Origin of the sequence: Actinoplanes siamensis (assembly GCF_016862395.1) — a bacterium.
Lineage (GTDB): Bacteria > Actinomycetota > Actinomycetes > Mycobacteriales > Micromonosporaceae > Actinoplanes > Actinoplanes siamensis.
This window is the reverse complement of sequence record NZ_BOMW01000067.1, coordinates 39,621-65,434: the sequence shown is the minus strand read 5'-3', so window position 1 is coordinate 65,434 and position 25,814 is coordinate 39,621. Positions and strand designations below refer to the sequence as shown.

27 protein-coding genes, 1 tRNA gene and 1 pseudogene are annotated in these 25,814 nt (G+C 71.9%); 18 read left to right on the top strand and 11 right to left on the bottom strand.

Annotated elements, in window-relative coordinates; genetic code table 11:
• Positions 1-69 precede the first annotated feature (69 nt).
• The 7 genes from Asi03nite_RS31490 to Asi03nite_RS31460 all read left to right on the top strand — a co-directional run bounded on the left by Asi03nite_RS31490 (position 70) and on the right by Asi03nite_RS31460 (position 5,020).
• Entirely contained in the window at positions 70-702 is a 633-nt protein-coding gene (locus tag Asi03nite_RS31490; RefSeq protein WP_203684142.1) for a TrmH family RNA methyltransferase, read from the top strand.
• A 108-nt stretch (positions 703-810) separates the two neighbouring features.
• Complete coding sequence (locus tag Asi03nite_RS31485; protein WP_307834044.1) at positions 811-1,485, top strand: DUF6758 family protein; 675 nt, start codon at positions 811-813, stop codon at positions 1,483-1,485.
• 108 nt (positions 1,486-1,593) lie between these two features.
• The gene (locus Asi03nite_RS31480; protein WP_014447648.1) at positions 1,594-1,752 is read left to right on the top strand and encodes a hypothetical protein; all 159 of its coding nucleotides are present in this window, start codon (positions 1,594-1,596) and stop codon (positions 1,750-1,752) included.
• A gap of 9 nt (positions 1,753-1,761) precedes the next feature.
• Positions 1,762-2,577 carry a PH domain-containing protein gene (locus tag Asi03nite_RS31475; RefSeq protein ID WP_203684140.1) on the top strand — a complete coding sequence of 272 codons (816 nt, stop codon included), beginning with the start codon at positions 1,762-1,764 and terminating at the stop codon, positions 2,575-2,577.
• A complete protein-coding gene (locus Asi03nite_RS31470) occupies positions 2,574-3,428 on the top strand; it encodes a PHP domain-containing protein (RefSeq protein WP_203684149.1) in 855 nt (284 codons plus the stop codon). Before Asi03nite_RS31475 ends, Asi03nite_RS31470 begins: the two co-directional genes overlap by 4 nt.
• A 52-nt stretch (positions 3,429-3,480) precedes the next feature.
• Positions 3,481-4,098, top strand: coding sequence for a MarC family protein (locus tag Asi03nite_RS31465; protein WP_203684139.1), 618 nt, complete (start codon positions 3,481-3,483; stop codon positions 4,096-4,098).
• 91 nt (positions 4,099-4,189) lie between these two features.
• Positions 4,190-5,020 carry a RecB family exonuclease gene (locus Asi03nite_RS31460; RefSeq protein ID WP_203684148.1) on the top strand — a complete coding sequence of 277 codons (831 nt, stop codon included), beginning with the start codon at positions 4,190-4,192 and terminating at the stop codon, positions 5,018-5,020.
• Here the strand turns inward: Asi03nite_RS31460 and Asi03nite_RS31455 are convergent.
• A complete protein-coding gene (locus Asi03nite_RS31455) occupies positions 5,003-5,851 on the bottom strand; it encodes an oxygenase MpaB family protein (protein WP_203684138.1) in 849 nt (282 codons plus the stop codon). The genes Asi03nite_RS31460 and Asi03nite_RS31455 overlap by 18 nt on opposite strands.
• Positions 5,852-5,858: 7 nt before the next feature.
• Positions 5,859-6,290: a Fur family transcriptional regulator gene (locus Asi03nite_RS31450; protein ID WP_203684137.1), complete on the bottom strand. Its 432-nt coding sequence runs from the start codon at positions 6,288-6,290 to the stop codon at positions 5,859-5,861.
• Positions 6,291-6,519: 229 nt separating this feature from the next.
• Between Asi03nite_RS31450 and Asi03nite_RS31445 the strand changes: the two genes are divergently transcribed.
• A complete protein-coding gene (locus Asi03nite_RS31445; protein WP_239103055.1) occupies positions 6,520-6,951 on the top strand; it encodes a DUF2231 domain-containing protein in 432 nt (143 codons plus the stop codon).
• 181 nt (positions 6,952-7,132) lie between these two features.
• Here Asi03nite_RS31445 and Asi03nite_RS31440 read toward each other — a convergent pair whose 3' ends face one another.
• Positions 7,133-7,453, bottom strand: a complete 321-nt coding sequence (locus Asi03nite_RS31440) for a translation initiation factor 2 (RefSeq protein ID WP_239103054.1) — start codon at positions 7,451-7,453, stop codon at positions 7,133-7,135.
• Between the two features lie 64 nt (positions 7,454-7,517).
• Here Asi03nite_RS31440 and Asi03nite_RS31435 point away from each other — a divergent pair, with 64 nt between their 5' ends.
• A complete protein-coding gene (locus tag Asi03nite_RS31435; RefSeq protein ID WP_203684134.1) occupies positions 7,518-7,697 on the top strand; it encodes a hypothetical protein in 180 nt (59 codons plus the stop codon).
• A gap of 272 nt (positions 7,698-7,969) precedes the next feature.
• Here the strand turns inward: Asi03nite_RS31435 and Asi03nite_RS31430 are convergent, their stop codons facing one another.
• Entirely contained in the window at positions 7,970-8,503 is a 534-nt protein-coding gene (locus Asi03nite_RS31430) for a hypothetical protein (protein WP_239103053.1), read from the bottom strand.
• Between the two features lie 246 nt (positions 8,504-8,749).
• Here Asi03nite_RS31430 and Asi03nite_RS38165 point away from each other — a divergent pair, with 246 nt between their 5' ends.
• A complete protein-coding gene (locus tag Asi03nite_RS38165; protein ID WP_239103057.1) occupies positions 8,750-9,007 on the top strand; it encodes a hypothetical protein in 258 nt (85 codons plus the stop codon).
• A gap of 14 nt (positions 9,008-9,021) precedes the next feature.
• On the opposite strand, the pseudogene Asi03nite_RS38160 reads toward Asi03nite_RS38165, so the two are convergent.
• Positions 9,022-9,162 (bottom strand): annotated as a pseudogene (locus tag Asi03nite_RS38160) (FmdB family zinc ribbon protein); the annotation flags it as partial.
• Between the two features lie 221 nt (positions 9,163-9,383).
• On the bottom strand, positions 9,384-10,061 hold the full coding sequence (locus tag Asi03nite_RS31420) for a 5-formyltetrahydrofolate cyclo-ligase (RefSeq protein WP_203684132.1): 678 nt from the start codon (positions 10,059-10,061) through the stop codon (positions 9,384-9,386).
• An 81-nt stretch (positions 10,062-10,142) separates the two neighbouring features.
• On the opposite strand from Asi03nite_RS31420, the gene Asi03nite_RS31415 reads away from it, so the two are divergent.
• The 6 genes from Asi03nite_RS31415 to Asi03nite_RS31390 all read left to right on the top strand — a co-directional run bounded on the left by Asi03nite_RS31415 (position 10,143) and on the right by Asi03nite_RS31390 (position 16,484).
• The gene (locus Asi03nite_RS31415; protein WP_203684131.1) at positions 10,143-12,263 is read left to right on the top strand and encodes a diguanylate cyclase; all 2,121 of its coding nucleotides are present in this window, start codon (positions 10,143-10,145) and stop codon (positions 12,261-12,263) included.
• Positions 12,264-12,323: 60 nt separating this feature from the next.
• Positions 12,324-13,235, top strand: coding sequence for a UTP--glucose-1-phosphate uridylyltransferase (locus Asi03nite_RS31410; protein ID WP_203684130.1), 912 nt, complete (start codon positions 12,324-12,326; stop codon positions 13,233-13,235).
• Entirely contained in the window at positions 13,232-14,542 is a 1,311-nt protein-coding gene (locus Asi03nite_RS31405; protein WP_203684129.1) for a molybdopterin molybdotransferase MoeA, read from the top strand. The genes Asi03nite_RS31410 and Asi03nite_RS31405 overlap by 4 nt, the downstream gene beginning before the upstream one ends.
• Positions 14,543-15,178, top strand: a complete 636-nt coding sequence (locus tag Asi03nite_RS31400) for a GNAT family N-acetyltransferase (RefSeq protein ID WP_203684128.1) — start codon at positions 14,543-14,545, stop codon at positions 15,176-15,178.
• Between the two features lie 118 nt (positions 15,179-15,296).
• On the top strand, positions 15,297-16,049 hold the full coding sequence (gene sepX / locus Asi03nite_RS31395; RefSeq protein ID WP_203684127.1) for a divisome protein SepX/GlpR: 753 nt from the start codon (positions 15,297-15,299) through the stop codon (positions 16,047-16,049).
• A 358-nt stretch (positions 16,050-16,407) separates the two neighbouring features.
• Positions 16,408-16,484, top strand: a tRNA-Ala gene (locus tag Asi03nite_RS31390).
• 260 nt (positions 16,485-16,744) lie between these two features.
• Here Asi03nite_RS31390 and Asi03nite_RS31385 read toward each other — a convergent pair.
• On the bottom strand, positions 16,745-17,263 hold the full coding sequence (locus Asi03nite_RS31385) for a DUF2199 domain-containing protein (protein ID WP_203684126.1): 519 nt from the start codon (positions 17,261-17,263) through the stop codon (positions 16,745-16,747).
• 143 nt (positions 17,264-17,406) lie between these two features.
• Here Asi03nite_RS31385 and Asi03nite_RS31380 point away from each other — a divergent pair, with 143 nt between their 5' ends.
• Positions 17,407-18,651 carry a GAF domain-containing sensor histidine kinase gene (locus Asi03nite_RS31380; RefSeq protein ID WP_203684125.1) on the top strand — a complete coding sequence of 415 codons (1,245 nt, stop codon included), beginning with the start codon at positions 17,407-17,409 and terminating at the stop codon, positions 18,649-18,651.
• Between the two features lie 70 nt (positions 18,652-18,721).
• On the opposite strand, the gene Asi03nite_RS31375 is transcribed toward Asi03nite_RS31380, so the two are convergent.
• The 3 genes from Asi03nite_RS31375 to Asi03nite_RS31365 all read right to left on the bottom strand — a co-directional run bounded on the left by Asi03nite_RS31375 (position 18,722) and on the right by Asi03nite_RS31365 (position 23,876).
• The gene (locus tag Asi03nite_RS31375) at positions 18,722-21,076 is read right to left on the bottom strand and encodes a bifunctional polysaccharide deacetylase/glycosyltransferase family 2 protein (RefSeq protein ID WP_203684146.1); all 2,355 of its coding nucleotides are present in this window, start codon (positions 21,074-21,076) and stop codon (positions 18,722-18,724) included.
• Between the two features lie 50 nt (positions 21,077-21,126).
• On the bottom strand, positions 21,127-21,774 hold the full coding sequence (locus Asi03nite_RS31370) for a hypothetical protein (RefSeq protein WP_203684124.1): 648 nt from the start codon (positions 21,772-21,774) through the stop codon (positions 21,127-21,129).
• A gap of 521 nt (positions 21,775-22,295) precedes the next feature.
• A complete protein-coding gene (locus Asi03nite_RS31365; RefSeq protein WP_203684123.1) occupies positions 22,296-23,876 on the bottom strand; it encodes a dolichyl-phosphate-mannose--protein mannosyltransferase in 1,581 nt (526 codons plus the stop codon).
• 60 nt (positions 23,877-23,936) lie between these two features.
• On the opposite strand from Asi03nite_RS31365, the gene rsmI reads away from it, so the two are divergent.
• The gene (gene rsmI / locus Asi03nite_RS31360; RefSeq protein ID WP_203684122.1) at positions 23,937-24,794 is read left to right on the top strand and encodes a 16S rRNA (cytidine(1402)-2'-O)-methyltransferase; all 858 of its coding nucleotides are present in this window, start codon (positions 23,937-23,939) and stop codon (positions 24,792-24,794) included.
• On the opposite strand, the gene Asi03nite_RS31355 is transcribed toward rsmI, so the two are convergent.
• Positions 24,788-25,786, bottom strand: a complete 999-nt coding sequence (locus Asi03nite_RS31355; protein WP_203684121.1) for a hypothetical protein — start codon at positions 25,784-25,786, stop codon at positions 24,788-24,790. The two genes, rsmI and Asi03nite_RS31355, sit on opposite strands and share 7 nt — an antisense overlap.
• Between the last annotated feature and the right edge of the window lie 28 nt (positions 25,787-25,814).

The window sequence follows — 25,814 nt, the reverse complement described above, 5'->3', positions numbered from 1 at the left end:
CCGGCTTTCTCCCGGAGGGCGAACCGGCCGGGTGGGAGTGCCCGGCCCGGATGGGTAGCCTATCGCCCCATGACCGTGGGCGAGGACGATTCCACCGAGGTCGGCGTGGGCCCCTGGGTGGGTGACCGGCCCACCGGCGAGCACTACGACCCCGAGCTGCTGGCCGGCGGTGACCGGCGCAACGTGGTGGACCGTTACCGCTACTGGAGCCGCGACGCGGTGATCGCCGACCTCGACACCCGCCGCCATGACTTCCACGTCGCGATCGAGAACTGGCAGCACGATCTCAACATCGGCACGGTGGTCCGCAACGCCAACGCGTTCCTCGCGGCCGAGGTGCACATCGTGGGGCGGCGCAAATGGAACCGGCGCGGCGCCATGGTCACCGACCGTTACCAACACGTGCGGCACCACCCCACCATCGAGGAGTTCGTGGGCTGGGCGGCCGGGGCGCGGATCCCGCTGATCGGCATCGACAACCTGCCCGGCTCGCGGCCGATGGAGACCGCCACGCTGCCCCGGCGCTGCGTGCTGCTCTTCGGGCAGGAGGGGCCGGGCCTCTCGGACGCGGCGCGCAGCGCCTGCGCGCAATTGTTCTCGATCGCGCAGTACGGCTCCACGCGGTCGATCAACGCCGGTGTGGCCAGCGGGATCGCGATGCACGCCTGGATCCGCGCGCACGCCGGACCCCCGCCCGGCTGACGTCGGCCGGCGCCTGCCCTCGCCGCGCGCTGCGGTGATCGGCCGGACAAGCCCTGTGTTCCGCCGATCCGCTTGACGGGGCCCGCGCGGAGCAGCACGGTATGGAGTGTGGGTGTCACGGTGAGTTGCCCCCGGTGTTCCGCACAAGTTCGCAAGCCGGACCTGATGCACAGCAACTGGCGCTGCGACAACTGTGGCGACGTTCCGCCGTTCCATGTCGCCGAGCACATCAGCGCGGAGATCGTCGGGACGGTGCTGCGGGAGTCGGTGTCCGCCGCGGAGCGGATGCCGCTCTGGGCCCCGTGGCCACTGCCGCCCGGCTGGACGATCACCGGGGTGGGCTGGGCCGGCGATGACCGGTCCGGGGTGCGGGCCACCGCGCTGGCCTGCAGCGGACCGGAGCCGCTCGGCGGCGGGCCGGCCGACCTGGTGTTCATCGCCGAGCAGCCGGGTGTCGGGCTGGGCAACCGGTTCGCCGGCATCCCCGGCATCGACCCGGGGTATCTGCTCTCCGAGGCGCTGACCGACTGCGGCGCGGGGCTCGGGCCACATGCCAAGATCAAAGTGGGTGGACACCCCACTCCACTGTGGTGTGTGAAGTCACCCGAGGACCGCTGCGCGTACGTGAGTGAGGCCAAAGGAATCTGGCTCTATGCGGTAGCGTGGCCCGCAAGCGCGGGCTACCTCCTCGCGGAGCACGTCGTCCTGTACGACCTCTCCGAGGGAGTGCCGCCCGAGCTCGTGTTCGGAGCTCCCTCGCCGTATCTGCACGGTCGTGTGTGACCGAGAATCGGCTTTCTGGGCACTTTGTTCACACGAAGCTACTGAGCTGATACCGTCAGTACTGCCGCGGCGCTGATAGTCACCCGCACCAAGAGGAGAAGGCCCGCCATGATCAAGAAGGTGCTCACCTGGCTTGGTATTGCGTTCTTGATCTTCTTCATCGCCTTCAACCCGAGATCGGCGGCCGCCGTCTTCGAGTCACTCGGAGGCACGATCGCTGATATCGCACGAGGCTTCGGCACCTTCTTCACCGACCTCGTCGCATAGCATCTGTATATGGATCCTGGTGAGCCGCGCGACCCGCGACGCGAGGGCGCCCAGCGCCCTCCGGACGACGACGACGCCTTCAGGTTTCGGGACCCCGCCTTCGAGGACACCGATCCTGGTCAGACACGCGCCGAGACCTATCCGGACGATGACCGGGCCACGCATCGCGCCCGTCGCGCCGACGAGTACGAGGATCCCGACCAGTACGAGGCTCCCGTCTTCACCGAGGAGGAGCTGGAAGGGCTCGACCGCAGCAGCGGGCCGCGCCGTTTCCTCCCCCTGGAGGATGAACCGACCACACTGGTCGCTCGCTACCTGTTCCCCACCGAGCGGTATCGCGGCGAGTGGAAGCGGCACTGGATCCACCTCACCACGCCGCTGAGCATCGGCGCCGGCGCCACTCTCCTGCTCGGATACCTGGCCGGCTTCCTGACCCGGCAGAACATCGACGGCATGGTCACCGTCGCCGTGCTGATCTGGCTCGGCGTGATCAGCTGGGTCGCCTGGAAGGTCTTCGACTGGTATTTCGACCGCTTCATCCTCACCAACAAGCGGGTGATGGTGGTCAACGGCATCGTCACCCGGAAGGTGGCGATGATGCCCCTGCTCCGGGTCACCGACATGAAGTACGAACAGTCCGCCCTGGGTCGGATGCTCAGCTACGGCACGTTCGTGCTCGAGTCGGCCGGTCAGGACCAGGCGCTGCGCGAGGTCAAGCACTTACCGAACCCCAACGAGCTCTATCTCCGGGTGGTCGAGGAGATGTACGAGCCGCAGGCGGTCGAGGCGCGGCTGGGCAAGGACGACGAGGGAGACGACGCCTGAGTCTCCGGATCGATCTGCACTGTCACTCCACCGCCAGCGACGGCACCCTGACCCCGGCCGAGCTGGTGACTGCGGGTGCCGCGGCCGGGCTGGACGTCATGGCGATCACCGACCACGACACGACCGGCGGGTGGGCCGCTGCGGCCGCGACACTCCCGGCGGGGATGCGGCTGGTCCGCGGCGCCGAGCTGTCCTGCCGGTGGCACGGCGTGCGCCCGGCGATCTCCCTGCACCTGCTGGCGTACCTCTTCGATCCGGACGATCCGGCGCTGACCGCGGCGATGCTCGAGCTGCGCGACGACCGGGAGCAGCGGGCCGAGCGGATCGTGGACCTGCTGCGCGCCGACGGGGTGCCGATCACCTGGGACGAGGTGTACGGGTACGCGGCGGGCGGGTCGGTCGGGCGTCCCCACATCGCCCAGGCGCTGATCCGGGCCGGGCTGGTGGGCAGCACCGACGAGGCGTTCGCGTCGGCGTGGCTGGGCGCGCGGTACTTCGTACCCAAATCGGATCTTGATGTTTTCGATGGGGTCGCCGCGGTGCGTGCGGCTGGTGGGGTGACCGTCTTTGCTCATCCCCGGGCGACGAAGCGGGGCCGTGTGGTTCCGGACGAGCTGATCGCCGAGTTGGCCGATGCGGGGCTGTTCGGCCTGGAGGCCGACCACGAGGACCATTCGCCCGCGGAGCGGGAGCAGATCCGGGCGCTGGCCGGGAGGCTGGGCCTGGTGGTCACCGGGTCGTCCGATTTTCACGGTACGCACAAGACGGTGCGCCTGGGCGCCTTCCAAACCGCCCCGGAGGTGTACGAGAAGATCGTCGCCACGGCCACCGGAGTGCCGGTCCTCGGGTGACGATCGCCGCACCAGCCTGCGCGGACACCGGTGCCACCCCTACCTTGATCGGGTGAATCTCAAGCTCTTCGGCGAGTTCTTCGTGACTCTGCTGGTGATCGTCGATCCGCCCGGCATGGTCCCGGTCTTCCTCGCGCTCACCGGCACCCTGCCGGCGAAGGCTCGCAACAAGGCCGGCACCCACGCCGTGCTGCTCGCCCTCGGTGTGATCATCGGCTTCGCGGTCGCCGGCCAGACCCTGCTGGACTACCTGCACGTGCAGCTCCCGGCCCTGCAGGCGGCCGGCGGTCTGCTGCTCGTGCTGGTCGCGCTGCAGTTGCTCACCGGCAAGACCGACGAGCCCGAGGAGCAGGGCGGCACCAGCAACGTGGCGCTGGTCCCGCTCGGCACGCCGCTGCTGGCCGGCCCCGGCGCGATCGTGGCGACCATGCTCTTCGTGCGGCGGGCGCAGAGCCTCGACGAGTACCTGATCCTGGCGGCCGCGATCCTCGCCGTGATGCTCACCGTCTGGCTGGTGCTGCGCTTCTCCGGGCTGATCGTCCGGCTGTTGCGCCCGGCCGGCATCGAGGTGCTCACCCGGATCGCCGGCCTGCTGCTCGCGGCCATCGCGGTGCAGCTGATCGCGGACGCCATCTTCGCTTTCGTGGAGCTGTACCGGCCGCGGTTCTGACTTTCGGTTTTGCGCCGGGGGCTGGCAGGATTGTCGGGTGCCCTCCACCAGCAATCGTGCCGGGGTCCCCGAGCAGCTCGGGTTCGCCGGCATGCCCGAGCGCCTCTTCGTCTGCACCCCCAGCAAGCTGGGAGCGTTCCTCGACTGCCCCCGGCGGTACAGATACTCGTATGTCGATCGCCCCACCCCGCCCAAGGGCCCGCCCTGGGCGCACAACTCGCTGGGCGCGAGCGTGCACACCGCCCTGAAGAACTGGTTCGCCCTGCCGCCGGAGCGGCGGGTGCCGGCCGCGCTGCCGACCCTGCTGAAGAGCACCTGGGTCCGCGAGGGTTACCGTGACGTCGAGCTGGAGCGCGCGGCGTACCGCAAGGCGCTCGACTGGCTGGAGACCTATGTGGCCACCCTGGACCCGCAGGAGGAGCCGCTCGGCGTGGAGCGGGTGGTCGCCGCCAAGACCGCGGTGCTCGCGCTGAACGGGCGGGCCGACCGGATCGACGCCCGGGTCGGGCCGCGGGGCCCGGAGGCGGTGATCGTCGACTACAAGACCGGCCGCAGCGGGCTGGACGCCGACGACGCTCGCGGGTCGCAGGCGCTCGCGCTGTACGCGTACGCCGCCCAGCGGGTCTTCCGGCGGCCCTGTCACCGGGTCGAGCTGCACCATCTGCCGACCGGGACGGTGGCCACGCACGAGCACACCGACGAGTCGCTGGCCCGGCAGGTCCGGCGCGCCGAAGACACCGCGCGGGACATCATGACCGCGGAGAAAGCGGTGGCCGGTGGTGCGGATCCGGACGAGGCGTTCCCGGCGAACCCGGGGTCGCTGTGCGGATGGTGCGACTTCCGCAAGGTGTGCCCGGCGGTCGCCGGGGTGGCGGCGAAGGAGCCGTGGACCGCCGTGGAGCACCTAGGCGATTCTCGTTAGGGCGGCCCGGTGGGCCGGGGAGACCCGGTACTGCGCCGGGAGCACCGCCAGGACGCCGGTGATCAGGGCGCGCAGGCCGCGGGCGGAGAGGCCGGCGGCCAGGTCGGTGGTGGGCAGGCCCGGCGCGCCGTACATCTTGCGGGCCCACGGCGGCAGCAGGCCGATCGCGGTGCCGGCCAGGCCCAGGTAAGCCCATCGGGGCGGGCCGAGGGTGAGGCCGAGCCGCAGCGCCAGGCCGCCCCACCTGTCCGGGATCGGCGGAACGGTGAGGAAGAAGGCGGCCTCGGCGCCGTCCCGGGTCAGGCGCAGCTCCGGGCGCATCGCCGCGTAGTAGTCGTCCACCTCGGCGGCGGTGGCCGGCACGGTCGCCGGGTCCAGGCCGACCAGCTCGGCGGCGCGCAGCTGCTCGGTGTAATAGGTGTCGATCTCGGCCGGGGTCAGGGACACGCCGGCCCGCCGCGCGGTGGTCAGGAACGACTCCACCTCGGCCACGTGCACCCAGCGCAGCAGGTCCGGGTCGTCGAGGCGGAAGACCTCCCGGGTACGCGGATCGGCCCCGCGCAACCGGGAGTGCAGGCGGCGCAGCCGGGCGCCGGCCTGCTCGGCCTCGGTGGTGCTGCCGAAGATCACCGTGGTGACGTAGTCAGCGGTACGCGTCAGGCGCCCCCACATGTCGCTGCGGTACGACGAGTTCTGCGCGACCCCGGCGACCGCGCGTGGATGCAAGGCCTGCAGGTACAGCGAGCGAAGCCCGCCGAGCATCAGGATCGGCTCCCGGTGCAGTTTCCAGGTGATCGAGTCGGGTCCGAAGAGCCCAGCGTCGCCCGTCATCTGTGAATCATGCCGTGTCGGCCAGCCTGCTGACCTGGCAGTCCGGGCACAACCCCCAGAACGTCACCTCGGCCTCGTCCAGCGTGAAGCCGTGGTTCTCGCCCGGCGCGAGGCAGGGACGCTGGCCGACCGCGCAGTCGACGTCGGCGATCGCGCCGCAGCCCCGGCAGACGATGTGATGGTGGTTGTCGCCGACCCGGGCCTCGAACCGCGCCGGGCTGCCGGCCGGCTCGATCCGCCGGGCCAGGCCGGCCCGGGAGAAGGCGGCCAGCACGTCGTAGACGGCCTGGGTGGAGACCGAGTCGAGCCGGGTGCGCACCTGCCGGGCGATGTCGTCCACCTCGAGGTGCCCACCGCCGGTCAACACCTCGAGCACGGCCAGGCGGGGGCGGGTTACCCGTAGACCGTGCGTACGCAGCAGTTCCTCACCGGTGGACATTCATCCATGACAGCACGAGCGGCCCGATTCCCCAACCTTCACGATTCCGGCCGGCAACTTCAGCAAAGTCACAGATCCGCTGGTCGGTGACTGAACCGGGACCGGATTTCCGCTGTAGTTCCTGACGAGGGGATGTTTGCGCCGTCAGATATCTCTAGGCTAGCGGTCACCCCGGACCCAGGAGGAAACAGTGTTCGACCAGGTCAATGGCTTGCCCGTACATATTCTCGTGCTGCATGCCGCTGTGGTCTTCGTGCCGCTGCTCGCGCTCGGCGCGGTGGTCTACGCGCTCGCGGCGCCATGGCGGCCGAAACTCGCGTGGGCGGTGGCGCTGCTCGGTGTGGTGGCGCCGATCACGACGTTCGTCGCCAAGGAGTCCGGCGAGAAGCTGTACGACAGCCGCATCTCCACCTTCTCGCCCAAGGGCAAGGAGATCCTCGCGGAGCACATGGACTTCGGGACGACGACGTTCTGGTTCTCGCTCGGCCTCGGCGTGGTCAGCCTGAGCATGGTGGCGTTGTCGTACCGGGCCGGGCGGAAGCTGCCGGCGCCGGCCAACGTGGCGTTCATCGTGCTGACGCTGGTGCTGGCGGCGGGCAGCGGGTACTACATGTTCCGGACCGGGGACTCGGGGGCCACCGCGGTCTGGGGCACCTACTGAGGGCGGCCGCGCTCTGCTTCTCGCGACGCCGCGGGGCCGCCCGGCCCGGCGGCGTCGTTTTCTGTTCCCACGCGGCGCTTGTTCGGTTCTGCTTCCGCGCCGGCTTCTGTTCCGCGTGCGTCGGCTCTGGTTCCGTACGCTTTTGTTCAGGCTGGGGTGTCTGGTTTCGCCCGGGGCGCGGTCAGAGGAGGGCGCGGCCGCAGAGCAGGCAGATCAGGATCAGCGCGATCGCCCCGGCGACCAGGCCCACCCCGTACGTCACGGTGCGCGCCGACCCCTCGGCCTCGTCGATGGCGTTCATGTCCTGGCCCGGCATGTGCCGCGGCGGGGGCGGCGTGGCGATAGTCGGCGGCCGCCAGTGCGGAGCCGGCGGATCGGTGCGCGGCGGTCCCGGATACGGCGGCGTCTCCGGGGTGGCGGGCTGATCCTGAGGCGGACGGCCCAGCGATGCGGCGCCCGGATCCGGCCGCTGCCAGTACGCGTCGTCGTCGGGGGAACTCACGTTCACCGACGGTACAGCCGGAGGGGGACGACGGCCGAGGGGATGTCGGCTTACCCTACTTGTCGTGGACATCCTGGATGGCCCCGAGCGGGACAACGACGCCGAGCGCGTGGTGGACTTCGAGTCGGAGGAGGCGCCGGTGCTGCCGGACCAGACTCGGGACGACACCGAGCGTGGGTGGGGCGAGCGCGAGCACTCCAATGACGACCGCCTGCTCGACGATCGCCCGCCGCACTGGGACTGACGCCGGGTCTCCAGCCTCGGCCCGCTTCGGTGAGGCCTGCCGTTGGGCCGTCCGCCACCGTGGACGGCCTCGTCGTCATGCGCCGGTCCGGTCTGGGCGCGCGATGGTTTGAGTCGCTCGTGCGCTGGTCCGGTCTGGGTGCGCGCCGGCTTGAGTCGCTCGCGCGCGCTGGTTCGCGTCGCTCCGCCGCTCGCCCGCCGCTCGCCCGCCGCTCGCCCGCCGCTTGCGGGCCGCTTGCAGGCCGCTCGCCGGTCCGGGCCGGCGCGTAGTCGTCAGCCTGGGCGGATCAGGATCGCGAACCCGTGGCCCTGCCCGGCGACCGCCCGCCCGGCCTGCTCCGGGGCGAGCGCCAGCAGCAGCCCGCCGCTGGCCGGGTCGTCCGCGCCGGTGACGTCGAGGACCAACGCGGCGCTCGCGATCGGGATGCTGTCCCCGCCGTCGTCGAGCCGGAGCAGGTCGACCACGTTCCCGGGGCGTACCAGAGCCAATCCGGTGGGATCGGCCAGCCGGACCGGCACGCCCACCGTGCCCTCCGGGATGGCCGGCCTGCGCTCCGGAGCCGCAGGCTTGCCGTCCGGACCGGCCGGGACCGTCGGCTCGTTTGCCGGGATTGTCTGCTTGCCGTCCGGGGTGGGCGACCCGCTCTTCGCCGCGGCGGGGGCGGCCGGCGCGGCGGAGACGTCCGGTGCCGCCGAGCACGGCGAGGTCATCGGCCGGAGCCAGACCAGCCCGGCGGCCGTGGCCAGCAGAACCGCCACGACGGTGAGCCGCAGCAGCGCACCACGGCCCGGCGGTCGCCATCGCACCGGATCCAGTCGCTCGTTCGGATCACGGGATCGGCCCAGCACTGCGCCCTCCTGCCGTCGGCATGTCCAGGCGGGCGAGGCTAGGCGAGATCCGCGTCGGGCGCGGCTGGCCCTGTGGACAACCGCGCACTGTGGATAACTCAGGACGCGGAGCCGGCCGGGGTTAGGGTGGGCTCACGCGCGGCGAGACCGTTGGTTTGACAACACAAGAGCGATTGGCGGGTACGACGAAAAGGGCGCCCCGCAGTGGGCACGCCCTTCTCCGTCAGCTGCGGTCAGGAGGCCGCGGCGGCCTTCGCCCCGGACGAGGAGCCGCTGCTCGACGAGCTGGAGGCGCTCGACGAGCTGGACGAGCTCGACGACGAGGTGCTCGTCGAAGTCGAGGAGCCGCTGGTCGAGGCGGCCGTCGAGGCCGGGGTGCTCTCCGTCTTCTTCGCGGCGGCATCGCCGGAGCCGTTCGACTTGTCGGCGCTCACGTTGCCGGAGCGGGAGTCGTTGCGGTAGAAGCCGGAGCCCTTGAAGACGATGCCGACCGAGTTGAACACTTTACGGAGCTTGCCGTGGCAGTTCGGGCACTCGGTGAGCGCCGGGTCGGAGAAGGACTGAACGGCTTCGAGATGCTCACCGCACTCGGTGCAGGCGTACTGGTAGGTAGGCACGGCTCCTCCGGATCTGTCGGCTGCTGGCACTCGCCAACTCCGAGTGCCAATGTTGCGGCATCGGAGGTAATTTCGTCCACTCCGGCCCGGGTCTGAGGCCCCGGTGGGCCGCCGGATGTGACGAACTACGCCCGCGGGCGCGGTGGGCGGTCACCCGCGGGCCTTCCCGCCTGCCGTGACCCCGGTCGTCCGGTCCGGCCGTTCCGCGCCCGGGAACGAGGTCAGGCCGGGCGGGCGGAGAAGCCCGCGGTGGGGGTGAGGACGCCGTGGACGGGACGGTCGTGTGGCTCGGCCGGGACCGAGTCGACGGCCTCGTGGTCGTGCAGGAGCGCGACTACCAGCGGGCCGAGTGGGGCCGAGCCCGCGCCGGGCGCCGGGTCCGGGGAGGGTGAGCCGGTGGCCGGCTGGTTCCGGGACGGCAGGCGGGACAGGGCGCGGTCGTAGGAGCCGCCACCGCGGCCCATCCGGACGCCGTCACGGCCCACGGCCAGGGCCGGTACCAGGATCAGGCCGGCGGAGCGGATCGCGGTCACGCCCAGGCGCGGCCCGCTCGGCTCGCGCAGGCCGCGGCGGCCGGTGAGCAGGGCGCCGGTGTACTCCGCCCAGTCCAGGTCGTTGTCCGGCAGGAGCACCGGGAGGAGCAGGCGGCCGGCGGGCGGGAGGGCGTCGCGGAGGACGTCCGGCAGGTCGGGACCACCCGGCTCGGAGCCGGACGGGACGTAGGCGGCGATGGTCGTGGGGGCGATCCGCCGTACCAGAGCAAGGATTTGACTTTGAAGTTGCGCGGCGGCGACCGCGCGAGCGGCGACCGAGAGTGATCTACGTGCGGTGAGTAGCTGCGCGCGTAGCGTGATCTTGTGGTGGGGTGATTTTTCCGCAGGAACGGCTAAATCCGACATGCAACACCCCCTTTCTAAAAGCGGCAAACGGTGCACACTATGTCAGCATCGCTCCAAAGAGGGCCAGTCCCGGGAGGATGTGTGACTTTACGTGGCCGGCTCACCAGCGCCTTCCTGGTGGTCGTGCTCGGTCCGGTCCTGCTCGGGTCCATCTTCGTCGCGTTGACTGTCGCGGCGGTCAACCGGGACCGGACCGACGACCGTCTTGATCATGCGGTGACGACCGTTCAGGCCGCGGTCGGGGAGATCTGCGGGCGGCTCCAGGCGGCGGCCGACGCGGTGGCCGTGGTTCCGGCGGAGGCCCGACCCGCGGTCGCCGACCAGTTGATCGAGCGCGGCCTGGCCGGCGACATCCGGGTGACGGGCGCCGAGCCGGCCGGGCTGGCCCGCCGCGCGCGGACGGCCCCGCCCCGGGACGCGCAGGCGCAGGACGGCTGGCAGGACTGCGCCGCGCCGAACAGAAAGCAGGCCGCCGCGGAAGGGCAGGCCGCCGCGGGGAGCCAAGCCACGGCGGGAGGTCAAGCCACTGCGGGAGATCAGGCCACTGCGGGAGATCAGGCCACCGCGGGAGATCAGGCCACCGCCGGAGGCCACGTCACCGCGCTTGCCGCTTCCGCACATGCCGTGGACGTCACCGTGCTGGCCGCCCAGCCGGTCGACGCCGCCCTGTTGCGCCGCCTCGGTGAAGCCGGCGGCGTCGCAGTCACGCTCGGCGCGGACGGCCGGAACGCCAGTGACGGCCGAGACGACGACAAGGTCCGGCGGGTGCCGGCGGGCGTGGGCCGGCCGCTGCCGCTCACGCTGACCGCGTCCCCCGCGCGGCCCACCTTCCGGTACGCCGTCATCCCTCTGATCGTGCTGGTCACCGCAGGCGTCGCGGTGATCGCCGCGCGGTGGCTGGCGCGTTCGACGACCAGGCCGCTCGGGGACCTGGCCTGGGCCGCGGACCGGGTGGCCAACGGGGACCTGGACACCCGGGTGCCGATCCCGCGGCCCGACGAGCTGAGCCGGCTGGCCGGGACGTTCAACCGGATGACCCGCGAGCTGCAGTCCTACGTGCAGGCGCTGACCGCGAGCCGGGATCAGCTGCGGCGGCACCTGGCGATCCTCGGCGACACCCTGTCCAGCACCCACGACCTGGACCGGATCCTCCCGGTGATCCTGCGCACCGCGATGACCGCCACGGGCGCCCGGGCCGGGCTGGTGCTCCTGGTCGACGCGGCCGACGGGTCGCTGGGCGCGCGCTGTGGCGCCGGACTGACCGGTGAGTGGGACCTGCCGGCCGCGGAGCTCGCCCAGCGGCGCCTGGTGAGCGGGCGGGGCGTGCTCGGCGCGGTGGCCGCCACCGGGACGCCGCAGCGGGGCGCCGCCGGGACCGCGCCCGGGGAGCCGGCCTGCGAGTCGTACCTCGCGGTGCCGATCTGCGCGCCACCATCGGGTGAAGAGACCGAGCCGGGTCCGGGCACGCTGGGCGTGCTGGCGCTCTACGACCGGCTCGGCAGTCCCGCCTTCGACGACGCCGACCTGCGGACTCTTCGCACCTTCGCGGGGCAGGCCGGGGTGGCCGTGCACAACGTGCGGGTGCACGAGGAGGCGCAGCGGCTGTCCTTGACCGACCCGCTCACCGGGCTGTGGAACTACCGTTATCTGCGCGAGGTGCTGCGCCGGGAGGTGGAGCGGGCCAGCCGGTTCGGCCGGATGCTCACCGTCCTGGTGCTGGACCTCGATCACTTCAAGGAGGTGAACGACACGTACGGGCACCCGGCGGGCGATCAGGTGCTGGGCGAGTTCGCCCGGCGGATCCGGGTCGGTCTGCGCGAGGTGGACGTGGCGTTCCGGCAGGGCGGGGAGGAATTCGTGGTGCTGCTGCCGGAGACCGACGCGTACGGCGGGGTGATCGTGGCCGAACGGCTCGGCTCCCTGGTGCGGGACCGGCCGGTGCACCTCGACCCGCGGCGGCCCGGGGTGGCCGACCGGGTCTCCATCACCGTCTCGATCGGGATCGCCGTCTTTCCCGAGCACGGCTCCGACGCGCAGGAGGTGCTCGACGCCGCTGACGAGGCGCTGTACGCGGCGAAGAACGCGGGCCGCGATACGTATCGTCTCGCGGAGAGCGTTTCGTCTCGGATGAGTAAGGGGAATTTCGATCCCGCCACTGCCGCGAGTGGACCGCAACCGCCGCGGCGTGGTCTCGGCGGATAGTCTCGCGGCATGCTTCCGAGCCATACAGCCGGGCACGATCCAGCGAAGGTGCGGTGACTGATGACAACGAACGCGCAAGGGTCTGGCAAGCGCGCGGTGAAAGCGGTGATTCCGGCGGCCGGCCTCGCCACGCGTTTCCTGCCTGCCACCAAGGCCGTGCCGAAAGAGCTCCTGCCGGTCGTCGACCGGCCCGTCCTGCAGTACATCGTCGAGGAGGCGGCCTCCGCCGGGATCACCGACGTGCTGCTGGTGACCGGGCGCGGCAAAACCTCGATGGTCGACCACTTCGACCGCCGGCCGGACGTCGAGCAGCGGCTGGAGGAGAAGGGCGACACCGAGCGCCTCGCGGCGGTGCGCCGCACCAGCGAGCTCGCCGACATCTACACCTGCCGCCAGGGTGAGCCGCTCGGACTCGGCCACGCGGTCGGCACCGCCGCCTCGCACGTCGGCGACAACCCGTTCGCGGTCCTGCTCGGCGACGAGTTCGTCGACGAGGGCAGCCCGCTGCTGCCGGACATGCTCGACCTGCAGGCCCGCACCGGCGGCATCGTGCTCGCGTTCATCGAGGTCAAGCCGGAGGAGACGTCCCGCTACGGGATTGCCTCGGTGCGCGAGTCCGACCTCGGCGAGGGCGTCGTCGAAGTGACCGGCCTGGTGGAGAAGCCGGCGCCGAGCGAGGCGCCGAGCAACCTGGCGGTGGTGGGCCGCTACGTGCTGCCCGGCAAGATCTTCGACGCGATCGCGGACACCAAGCCCGGCAGCGGCGGCGAGATCCAGCTGACCGACGCGATGGCCGCGCTGCTGGAGGCCGGCACCCCGGTGCACGGCATCGTCTACCGGGGCATCCGGTACGACACCGGCCAGCCCCTGGGCTACCTGCAGACCGTCGTGCAGCTCGCCGCCCAGCGGCCCGACCTCGGCGAGGAGTTCCGGGCCTGGCTCACCGACTTCGTCGGTGGTCAGAAGGGATGACCGCCACGGCCGATGCCGAGGCGGCCGCCAACGAGCTGATGCCTCTCGCCGAGTACCTGGGCAGCGTGCTGCGCAGGCTGCGGGCGCTGCCTCCGCTCGACCTCGACCTCACCCAGGCGCACGGGAACGTGCTCGCGGCGGACGTGATCGCGCCGCACCCGTTCCCGGCGTTCGACCAGGCCGCGATCGACGGATACGCGGCCCGCTGGGAGGATCTGGCCGGCGCCGGGCGCCTCGGCACGCACCCGGCGTTCGGCCAGTTCGACAACCCGACCCGCGGCGTCCGGCTGAACGTGGTCGGCGATCTGGGCGCGGCCAGCTGGCGGCCGGTCCGGCTGACCGCGGGCACCTGCTTCTCGGTCGCGGCCGGCGCGCCGCTGCCGATCGGCGCCGACGTGGTGGTCCCGGTGCACTGGACCGACCAGGGCATGGCCGCTGTGGAGATCCTGCACGCCCCGAAACGCGGTTCCGGGGTGCGGCGGGCCGGCGAGGAGCTCGCCGTCGGCCAGGTGCTCGCCACCGCGGGGACCTATGTGACACCGCCGATGGTGGCCACCTTCGCCGCGGCCGGGATCGGGCACGTGCTGGTCCGGCCCAGTCCCCGGGTGGTGGTCGTGGCCACCGGCGACGAGCTGGTCGACGTGGGCCGGCCCAGCCAGCCGGGGCAGGTGGTGGACGCCAACTCGCACGCTCTGACCGCTGCCGCGGTGGAGGCCGGGGCGCTGGCGTACCGGATCGGCATCTGCGACGACGACCCGGAAGGGCTGCGCGGCCTGCTGGAGGACCAGACGCTGCGCGCCGACCTGATCATCACGACCGGAGGCACCGGCACCGGGCCCGGCGACATGCTCCGCCGGGTGCTCTCCCGCCCCGGCACCGGCCGCGGCACCGTCGAGTTCACAGACGTCGCGCTCTGCCCGGGCACCGCGCTCGGGTTCGGCACGGTCGGTGGCGAGGAGGTCCCGGTGGTCTGCCTGCCCGGTGAGCCGGGCGCCGCGCTGATCGGCTTCGAGGTGCTGGCCCGGCCGGCGATCCAGCTGCTCGCCGGTGCCGAGCCGGTGTTCCGCCCGAGTGTCAAGGCGCACCTGCTGGAGACCGTCTCCTCGCCCGGCGGGCTGCGCGAGTTCCGCCCGGCGCACATCGCCCAACGGCGTGGTGGTGGTTACACTGTGCAGCCGCTCGCCGGTGGGCCGTACACTCTCTCCGGTTTGGCCGAGGCCAACGGATTGCTGGTGCTCGGTGAGCGGGTCACCACGGCGGCGGCCGGCTCGACCGTGGACGTCCTGCTGCTCGACCGGAGGCGATGAATGCTCGGGGCAACCCCCGGCTGGCCCGCTGTGCTGGCGGACGGGCCGGTGTTGCTGCGGCCGTACAAGCGGTCCGACGCGCGGGCCTGGTCCGAGGTGCGGATCGCCAACCAGGCCTGGCTGGCGCCCTGGGAGTCGTCACCTCCGGGGCCGTGGGCGGAGATGAACTCTACCCGGGCGTACGGATACGTCTACCGCGACATGAAGCGCGCCGCCCGGCGCGGCGACAGCATGCCCTTCGCCGTCTGCCTGCTCGAGAGCGGCCGGGAACGCCTGGTCGGGCATGTGAACCTGGGCAACATCGTGCGGCGGGCGTTCGCGTCGGCGTACGCCGGCTACTGGGTCGACTACCGGGTCGCCGGCCGCGGTGTGATCCCCACCGCGCTGGCGCTCGCCGTCGACCACGCGTTCGGCCCCGGCGGCCTGCACCGCATCGAGGTCAACATCCGCCCGGAGAACGGCCCGAGCCGCCGGGTGGTGGAGAAACTGGGCTTCCGCGAGGAGGCGTACCACAAGCGTTACATGCACATCGACGGCGGCTGGCGCGACCATCTCGGATACGCGATGACCAGCGAAGAGGTGGCCGCCGAGGGTGGTCTGCTGTGCCGCTGGAAACGGGTACGCACCGCCAAGTGATCTTGAGGGCGCCGGTGCCGTCGGCGCGGCGCACGAAATATCCCCGCTACCGCCCGTAACCTCGCATTCGTCGTGTCATTTTTCATGTGATCTGTCGTGGCGGAACGGAAGGGTGAGGATGCCGACCTCGGTGCTCCTCGCCGTCCTCGCCGCGGCCGGGCTGCTCGCTCTCGCCCCGGCGCTGGTTCGCCGGTACGACGCCACCGAGCGCCTCGCCGCGGAGCGGGCGTCGTCGACGGCGCGGGTGCTGCAGCGCCGCCGCCGTCGCCGAACTGTGCCCGGACGACGACCGATCAACCCCGCGCGCCGCGTTACGGTTACGGTGCCCGCTCCATCGGGTGAATCTGCCGCCCCGCCACCGCAGCGCCGGCTGCGCCTGGTCACCGGCCGGCGCCCGCCGCGCCGCGCCGCCCGTCGCCGGGGCGCCCCCGCCGTCGTCCGCCGCCGCCGGGTCTTCGCCGCTCTGGTTCTGCTCAACGCGATCGAGCTGGTCGGCGTGATGGCCGTCGGCCCGGGCTTCTGGATCAGCTTCGCGGTCACCGGGACGCTGCTCGGCATCTACCTGGTCCACCTGCGCAACCGTGCGCTGGTCGACCGGCGCCGGCGCCGGGTGCAGGCCCGGGAGGCGGCGTGGCTGGCCGCGCGCCAGGCCGAGGTCCGCCGGGAACAGGCCCGCCGTGCCGCTGCCCGCCGCGAGACCCAGCGTCGCCTGGCCGCCCAGAAGGAGGCGGTGCGCCGCGCCGCGATGGGCTTGGACCGGGAGCCCTCGGACCTTCCGGTCGCCTCGAACGGCGGCTCGGTCTCCTATCGCCGGCGGGGTGGGCTGCGGGGCCGCCCCTACGAAGCCGGTGGCCGCCACCACACCGCATGACCGCTGTCGGCCGGTCCGCCTGAGCGGTGTCCCACTGCCGACGTGCCCCCGGCTGCCGGTCGGCGAGCTCGGGCTGGCGTCCAGGGGTGTCTCCGGGCTGCGGATGGACTCGAGTGCCAGCCGGCGGGTTCGGGCCGGCGGTCAGGGGTGTGTCGCGTCAGTCGAGGGACCCCGGCCGCCGACTGGCGGGTTCCGGCTGGTGGTGATGGTGGATCCGGGCTCTGGTGTGCCCGGGAGGTTGTTCCGGAGAGGGGGCGGGGGTTCGGGCGGCGGAGGGGAGGGGTGGTTCGCGGGGTGGACCGGAGACCTGTTAGCCTTTCGGAGGTTCCACGGTGAAGGCCTCACCGAGGACCGACCAGGGGCTGTGGCGCAGACTGGTAGCGCACCTCGTTCGCATCGAGGGGGTCAGGGGTTCAAATCCCCTCAGCTCCACCACTGGTGGCTGGCTGTTCCGGAGATTCCGGGACAGCCTTCGTGCGTTTGCGAGCCCTTCAGGCCTCACCGGCAGGTCTTTTCCGGCGTTGTCGTCGACGTGGAGTCAGGGGACTCCGCGGGGCGGAGCCGAGCAGGGCGGCAGTGACTGACGGTGGTCAGCCCCGGAGGAACGCGAGCAGCGGTCGGCTCGGCGGCCGAGGCGGTGTCGGCCTGGGACAGGACAGCGGTCAGCGTAGAACGCCGAGAGGGGCGGCGCCGATCTACGGCTGGCTCTCCAGCCGGTGCAGGTGGAAGCTGGCGATCTCCTCCACCCGGGACCGGAAGATCCCGGCGCGCTGTTCGATCGCCAGAGGGTGGCCGGTGGGCTCCAGCTCGATGTAGGGCGGCTGACCGACCGGCCGGGTGTGGACCATGGTCTTCAGGTTCAGGGTGCTCGGCTCGTAGCCGCCGATCTCGTTGGAGAGCCAGCCGAAGTACGGCGGTTCGGTCTCCCGGCCCGGCTCCTCCCAGACGTCGACGGCCCGGGTGAAGTTCTGCCGGCTCAGCGACACCCACATGCTGTAGGTGAAGACGTCGCCGGTGTCCCAGACCGGAAGTTCGATCAGGCCGCGGATGAAGAACCGCTCACCGCTGATCACGCACAGGTCGGAGTCGAGCAGGCAGCCGTCCGCCTCGGCCATCTCCGGCCGCCAGAATTCCGGGGCCGGGGCGGCGAAGCTCAGCGGCGGGCCGCTGTGTGTCGAGCCGCAGATGGCGCACGCGAACTCGTCGGTGTTCATGGCCGCGAAGCATACGGCCGTGGCCGTGAATGATCAGCGGCATGCCTGGACATGTCACACTCGCCAGCCATGGGATCTGGGCGAAATGTGAAGGTGGCTACTTTTGCGTGGTACCTCTGAAGCAAGTCTCGGAGGTGACCGCCATGAAAGCACCCCTGCCCGACAACGAGATCGAGCGGCTGGCCGCGCTCTACTCGCTCGACATCCTGGACAGCCCGCCGGAGAAGGACTTCGACGACATCGTCACACTGGCCGCCGGCGTCTGCGAGGCGCCGATGTCGATGGTCAGCCTGGTCGACGCGGACCGGCAATGGGCCAAGGCCAGGACCGGCTCTGATCTCGCGGAGACGTCCCGCGACCTGTCCTTCTGCGCGCACGCCATCCTCGACCGGGACCTGCTGATGGTCCCGGACGCGCGGGAGGACATGCGCTTCGCCGACAATCCGGCGGTGACCCCTTCCGACGGCATCCGGTTCTATGCCGGAGCGCCGCTGATGACCACCGACGGGTTCGCGCTCGGCACGCTCTGCGTGCTGGACACCGAGCCGCGCCGGCTGGCCATGGAGCAGCAGCAGGCGCTGCGCGCGCTGGCCCGGCAGGTGACCGCCCAGCTGGAGTTGCGGCGGTACGCGTACGCGCTGGCCAACACCACGGCGCGGCTGCAGGAGCTGGAGCGCCGTAAGGACGATCTGGCCGGGCTGGTCGGCGGTGAGTTGCGTTCGTCACTGCGGCTGATGTCGACGTACCTGGAGAACCTGGGCGACACCGGCTTCCACGATGCCGAGCTGGCGGATCTGGTCGGCCGGGCCACGGCCGCGCACGTGCGCGGGTTCCGCGAGCTGATCGACCACCTGACCCAGATGGCCGACGCCGGGCTGGGCGGGGACAGCCTGCACATGCGGCAGGTGGACCTGACCCGGGTGACGCAGCGCGCGGTCGAGGCGGTCCGGCCGATCGCGGCCAGCAAGCACATCTGGATCCTGAACCAGGCCGGCGGCCCGTCGCTGCCGATCATCGCCGATCCGGTGCGGCTCGAGCAGGTGCTGACGCATCTGCTGTTCGCCGCGGTGAAGTACACCCCGGAGGGCGGCCGGGTACGGGTCGGCACCGAGATGGAGTCCGGGCCGACGGTCCGGCTCGACGACATGGATCTGCCCGACGGGATGCGCCCCGACCTGTTCCCGCACCTGTACTACGGGGCCATCGCGAACCCGGCGGACGTGCCGGGCCCGGACCGCGGGCTGGCGGTGGCCAAACGGATCCTGGACGCCCACCACGCGACGGTGGCGCTCTCCGACCGGCCGGGTGACGGGACCTCGCTGCACGTGGTGTTCCCGTACGCCGATCTGACCCCGGACGAGCTGTTACGGGACCTGGCCGCGGTCTGAGCAGGAAGGCCGCGGCCGGGTCCGCGGGACCTGGCCGCGGCCCGAGCGTGAAGGCCGCGGCCAGGAGCCGCTACCGGGGGATCTCCTCCCGGTGCGCCTGGGACGGCACGGCGGGCGTGGTGGGCGGCGCGACCGCCCGCCCGACCGCCTGCTGCTGCCGCGGCACCTCCGGCTGCGCCGACGGCGGCCAGCCGTCGATCACCGGGGCCACGCTCCCGCCCGGCGGTGACGGCCAGCTGTCGATCACCGGCGCCACGCCCTCACCCGGCGGCGGTGGCGGTGGCGGCGGGATCTCCGGGAGCGGGGTGAGCCCGGCCCGGTTCAGCTTGTGCCAGCGCAGCCGGCCGCCGGTCATCGCGGTGGTCGCGGACTGGATCAGCACCAGGTACATCAGCTGGCGGTAGGCGAACTGCTGCAGCGGCAGCCGCCACAGCGGCCGGAGCGGCTCCCGGTCGAAGCGGAACGCCACCGCCGCGGTGAACAGCTGCAGCCCCAGCATGCCCAGCCAGGCCACCGCTGTCTCCTTGAGCTCCCAGAAGACCAGCCCGTACACCAGCATGACGTCGACGACCGGGGCGAGCATCGGCAGCGCCACCCCGAACAGCGCGAGGAACGGCAGGCCGACCCGCCCGAAGCGGCCGGACGACCCGTTGTCGAACAGCGCCCGGCGGTGCTTCCACATCGCCTGCATGGTCCCGTAGCTCCACCGGTACCGCTGGCGGTAGAGCTGTTCCAGGGTGGTCGGGGCCTCGGTCCACGCCTTGGCGTGCTCCTCGTAGACCACGCGCCAGCCCTCCCGGCACAGCGCCATGGTCACGTCGGTGTCCTCGGCGAGCGTCTCGTCGCTGACCCCGCCGACCTTGGCCAGCGCCTCGCGGCGGAACGCGCCGATCGCGCCCGGGACGGTCGGCATGCAGTTCAGCGTCTCGTACAGCCGGCGGTCCAGGTTGAAGCCGATCACGTACTCGATGTGCTGCCAGGTCGCGACCATGCTGGCCCGGTTGCCGACCTTGACGTTGCCGGCCACCGCGCCGACCGTGGGGTCGGCGAACGGCTGGACCAGCCGGCGGATCGAGTCCTCCTCGAAGATGGTGTCGCCGTCGACGGTGACGATCAGGTCGTGCCGGGCCAGCGCGATGCCGGTGTTGAGGGCGTTCGACTTGCCGCCGTTGGGCACCCGGACCACCCGTACGTTGGGCAGGCGCAGCCGTTCCACGATGTCGGCGGTGCCGTCGGTGGAGCCGTCGTCGACGACCACCACCTCGATCTCCGGGTGGTCGCCGAGAGCGAGCGAGCGGACGGCCGCCTCGATGCCCTCCTTCTCGTTGTAGGCCGGCACGATCACCGAGACCGGGTCGGTGACCGGTGGCCCCCAGCTCCAATCGGGTCTGCGGCGCTTGCGGGCGTGCCGGGTAGCGAGCAGCAGCAGCAGCGCGGTCCGCCCGATGGTCAGCAGACCGACCACCACGAACAGCGCGGCGACCACGGTGACCAGGCTGTCGGCCAGTCGTACGGTCCAGATCAGCGCCGCGCCGCGCCACTCGTCGCCGGCCGCGGCCGCCGGGTTCTCCGGCAGTGTCGGGATGACCGTGGCGCTTTCCGGGGCGCGGCCGGCCCGTACGTCCGCGGCCTGTTCCTCGATGCCCAGGTTCAGGCCTTCGGTGACGGTGGTGAACCGGTATCCCCGGGCTTTCATCATCGGGATGAACTTGGCCAGCGCCGCGACGGTCTGCGAGCGATCGCCACCGGCGTCGTGGAACAGGATGATCGCCGAGCGGTCCCCGGACGGCACCGCGTTGTGGATGATCTGGTCCACGCCGGGGCGCTGCCAGTCCTCGCTGTCCAGGTCGTTGACGACGATCAGATAGCCGGCCCGGCCGGCCTCCTTGACGACCTTCCAGTTGGTCTCGTCGATCGCCTCGGACTTCGACGAGTACGGGAACCGGGCCAGGTTGGTGTGCACGCCGGTGGCCCGGGCGATGGCCACCTGGTTCTGGGACAACTCCAGGTGCCGCCGCCACGGGGCGAGCAGCTGCATGTTCGGGTGGGTGAAGGTGTGCAGGCCCAGCTCGTTGCGGTCGGCGACGATCTGCTTGGCCAGTCCCGGGTGCCGGGCCACCTGCGAGCCGACCACGAAGAAGGTGCCGTGCGCGTCGTTGTCCCGCAGCACTTCGAGCACCTTGGGCGTCCACACCGGGTCGGGGCCGTCGTCGAAGGTCAGCGCGATGGTGCGGTCCGGCAGCCGGCTGGTGCTCTCCTGACCTCCGGTGGTGTTGATGATCGGCCCCCCGCCGCGGATCGACAACGGCACTCCGTCCTGGTCGCCGACCTCTGTCTCCTTGTGGTCCGCGGTGAACTCGGAGTTGATGTACGCCTGCACCAGCAGCACGCCGACGAACAGGCCGAGCAGCAGCGAGCCGAGCATCACCCGGGGGCGGGGCAGGATGCGCCGGCGGCTGCGGCCACGGGTCCGGCTCACGCCGTGCCGTCCGATGCCGCCGGCCCGGCCGGGGCGCCGAGCGTGGGCAGCGCGGCCGGCTGACCCTTGGCGCCCACGGCGGGCGGGACCGGGTCGGGCGCCTTGGTGGGGGCCGGATCGGCGGCCGGGGTGGTCGTCGACTCGGTGGGCTTGGTGGTCGTGCTCGGTTTCGGCGTGCTCGGCGTGGGCGTCGGCGTGGTGGCCGCGGTCTTGGCCGGCGTGGTGGCCGGGGTGGCTCTGGTGCTGGCCACCGGCCGCGCGGTCACCGGGGTCCGCTGCTGGACCGGCTGGCGGCCGGCTCCGGTGGCCGGCTCCGCCGCGGGCCGCTCGGGGCTGCCCGACGGGACCGCGGCCGGGGCCGGGCTGGGCCGTGGCGGCACCGGGGCGGCCTGGTCCGCGTCGTCCACTCCGGGCAGCGGCAGCACGGCGCTGGAGCTCACCGGGCCGCCGGCCAGGCTGACGCTGACCAGCCCGCCGTAGGAGACGACGAGGATGCCGAACCCCAGCGCGATCCGACGCAGCAGCCGGCTCCGTCGCCCGGTGGAGTCGACGAACACCGGGGCCGGCGCCGCGACGGCGATGAACTCCGTGTCCGGATTGCGCTGGTCGGCGGTCTGCGGTTGTTGGGTTTCCTGCGTTGTCACGCGGCGAGCTTAAGAACATTTATCGCGATCTTGGCGGTTGTCGCCCATACGGGGGATGGCCGACTGATCAGGCGAAATGGGACGAAATGATGACCCTGCCGGTTTGACGCCCACGGGCGTGGAGATCCACAGCGGTCGCCGACTCCGCTGAGCAGCGGTGCGGCCGAGGGGCCGAATACGTTACGCCAGAATCGGCATCGAATTACTGTCGTATTCCCGACCGTAGATTTGAATCGTATTCATAAGCGGGTATGCCGGTTAAAAGGCTAATAGAGAATAATGTCCGAATCGCTGTGATGCTCGGATCGACACGGCAATCCGTGGCGGGCACCCGTTGTGCGGCTCATCCGGGCTCGTTAAGCTGCATCTTGCGCGCCCCTATCGCCCGCTTCCCCCGTGGCAGGCGATCGGGGCGCGCCCTGTTTCCCGGCGATCTCGTTCCCGCCATCTCGGACAATGCGCTGGTCATGATCAGCGAAAAGGCGCAAGCGCGGCCAAGTCCACAAAGGCCATGCGCCGGGTCAGATCCAGCGGCTGCCGAGCCACATCCGGACCGACCAGTCGTCGTAGGGGATGGTCTTGCCCACGAAGACCGGCCAGAAGTAGGCGAAGCAGAGCGCCACCAGCACCACGTAGGTCGCCGCCACCACCGTGCCGATCAACTGCCGGTCGGTGCGCGCCGCGCCCTTGGCCATCCCCTCCGGCGGCGTCATGATCGCCCCGAGGACGTAGACCACCGCCAGGATCAGGAACGGCACGCCGGGCAGCAGGTAGAACGAGAACATCGTGCGCCCGTCCTGCACCGCGAAATAGAACCACGGCAGCAGGGCCGCCATCGCGCCGGAGAAGATCGCGTAGGCGCGCCAGTCGCGCCGCGCGATGCCGAACCAGACCAGTGCGCACAGCGCCGGCAGGAACGACCACCACAGGATCGGCGTGCCCAGCAGCAGGATCTCCGCGGCGCAACTGGTCGACCCGCAGCTGCCGTTGCCGTTCCAGTAGAACGCGACAGGCCGGCCGAGCAGCAGCCACTGCCACGGCCAGGACTGGTAGACGTGCTTCTCGGTGAGTCCGCTGTGGAAGCCGTACGCCTCGGAGTGGTAGTGCCACAGGTTGAGCAGCGCGCCCAGGACCGGCGGCTCGCTCAACCCGTTCGCCTGCCGGTAGTGCCGGAAGTAGCCGGTGTTCGTGACGAACCAGCCGGTCCAGGTGGCCAGGTAGAAGACGACGCTCAGGGCCAGGCTGACGAGCAGGTAGCCGAAGTCGCCGAGGATGCCCGCCACGAACGGGCCGCGCACCCGGGCCGACCGGCGGGCCTGCCAGCGCCAGGCCACCACCAGCGCGGCGAAGAACGGCGCGAAGAACAGCGCGCTCCACTTGACGCCGCAGGCCAGGCCGAAGAAGACGCCGCCGGCCAGCAGCCACCACGGCACGATCCGCGGGATCCGGTGGGTGGCCGCCGGGTCGAAGCCGTTGGCCAGCTCGTTGCGCCAGCGCCGCCGGTAGTGGTCCCGGTCGAGCACCAGGCAGGCGAACGTGAGCAGGATGAACAGCCCGAGGAAGATGTCCAGCAGCGAGGTGCGCGAGAGCACCAGCTGGAAGCCGTCCAGCGTCATCAGCAGGCCGGCCATCCCGGCCAGCACCACCGAGTGGAACATCCGGTACGCCACCCGGATCAGGATCAGGATCATCAGGGTGCCGGCGATCGCGGCCGGGAAACGCCACCCGAGCTCGGTGTTGCCGAACGCCTTCTCGCCCAGCGCGATCAGCCATTTGCCCAGCGGGGGATGCACCACGTACGCCGGGCCGTTGGTCTTCTCGTCCCACTCGACGCCGTGCTGCAGCATGTCCCAGGCGTCGGTCGGGTAGTACACCTCGTCGAAGATGTACCCGGTCGGCTTGCTCACCCCGGCCAGGCGCAGGATCGCGGCGGCCGCGGTGATCACCGCGGTGACCAGCCAGGAGTAGGGGTCGAGCCGGGAGTCCAGCGTCGACAGGCGCCGCCGGACGAGGTCTGGCACCACGCGCGTGCCACGGGACGACTCCGCCTCGGCGGGGGAGTCCGCGGTGGTGAGGTCTGTCTCAGCTGTCGCCGTCGTCACCCCGCGATCGTAGGCTGCCGAGCTTTGAACTGATGCCCGGGCGTGTGGTGGACTTTTCGGGTGTCTCGTGAAGAAGCAGGAGTGGGCCGGGTCGTGCTGGCCGGAGCCCCGCTGGGCAACATCGGTGACGCCTCGGCCCGGCTGCGGGAGGTGCTCGCCTCGGCGGACGTGGTCGCCGCCGAGGACACCCGCCGGCTGTCCCGGCTGGCCCGGGATCTGGGCGTGACGGTGCGCGGCCGGGTGGTCTCCTACTTCGAGGGCAACGACGAGCGGCGTACGCCGGAGCTGGTCGAGGCCCTGGCCGGCGGCGCCACCGTGGCGGTGGTCACCGACGGCGGCATGCCCAGCGTCTCCGACCCCGGCTTCCGGCTGGTCCGCGCCGCGCTCGAGGCCGGTTATCCGGTCACCGCGGCGCCCGGCCCCAGCGCGGTGACCACCGCGCTGGCGCTGTCCGGCCTGCCCAGCGACCGGTTCGTCTTCGAGGGCTTCCTGCCGCGTACCGGGTCGAACCGCCGGTCCCGGCTGCGCGAACTCGCCGCCGAGCCGCGCACGCTCGTCTTCTTCGAGGCGCCGCACCGGATCGCCGGCGCGCTCACCGACCTCTCCGCGACGTTCGGCGCGGACCGGCCGGCCGCGGTCTGCCGGGAGTTGACCAAGACCTACGAGGAGATCCGCCGCGGCACCCTCGCGGAGCTGGCCGTCTGGGCCGCCGAGGGCGAGCCCCGCGGCGAGATCACCCTGGTGGTGGGCGGCGCCCCGGCCGGCCCGCCGGCCCGTCCGGCGGACCAGGAACTGCGCGAGGCGGTGGCCGGGCGCGAGGCCGCCGGCGACTCGCGGCGGGATGCGATCCAGGCGGTCGCGGAGGAGTACGGCCTGAAGAAGCGCGACGTCTACCACGTGGTGCACAGCGGTCAGTAGGCCGCGATCAGGAATCCGGCCAGCAGCAGCACCGGCCCGGCCAGGCTGCCCAGCAGGGCCGTCCGCCGGGCGCTCGGGGACTCCAGGTGGCGTGCCCCGGTCGCGCCGGCGATGCCGTACCCGCAGATCAGCACGAGCAGGAAGCCGAGCACCCAGCGCAGGTGCATGAGCAGTCCGGGCGGCGCGGCGTAGGCCTGGGCGCTGCCCGGGCCGACCATCCGGGCGCCGGAGACCGCGCCTGGTTCGCGGGCCGCCCCGGAGATGCCGAGCAGAACCACCCGGCCGGCCGTGATCCGGCCGTCGGAGCTGGCGAACCGTCCGGTGCAGCGTTGGGTGAGGCCGTCGCCGTGGCAGCTGGTGGTGGTCGCGTACCCCCGGTCACCGTGGCCCATGGCCAGCCAGAACGGCTCCGCGCTGACCCATCCGAAGAATGCCGCCACCAGGCCCAGCCCGATCAGCGAGAGCATCGCGGTGACCGGGCGGGTGACCGGGGGCCGGCGCCGGCGGCCGGGTCCCTCGTCGAGGCGCGCCTCGGCGGCGATGCGGGCCTCGTCGGCCGCCCAGAACGGGGAGTTCTCCACCCGGGCGAGGCGGCCGGCGGTGGCCGGGGAGACGCCGCCTTCCGGCAGCGGCGGCAGCGGTGGGCGCCGCGGGTCGAGGGGGACTGTGGGCCGGGTGCCGTCGTCCGGCTCGGGCGACACCACGAGCTCCGGTACGGGCCGGTCCGGCTCCTCGTCGGCGGGCCCCGGCCGCCCCGGCTCGATGATCATGAGCTCGTCCGCGGTGGTCAGGCGTTCCGTGGGGTCGTGGGCGCCCGCGGTCCGAGCCGGCCCGGCGCCCGCCGCCCGGGCGTCGTCGGCCTTGCGGTCGGCCCCCTCCTGCGAGGTCGGCAGCCGGTCGGTGTCGCCCTGCCACCAGCCGGGCTCCGGCTCGGGGCGCGCCCAGGGGCTCCCGGCCGGTGTCTCTCCTGGCTGTGGCGTGTTTCCGGTCACACCTCCAGTCAACTACGGAGCTCGCCGC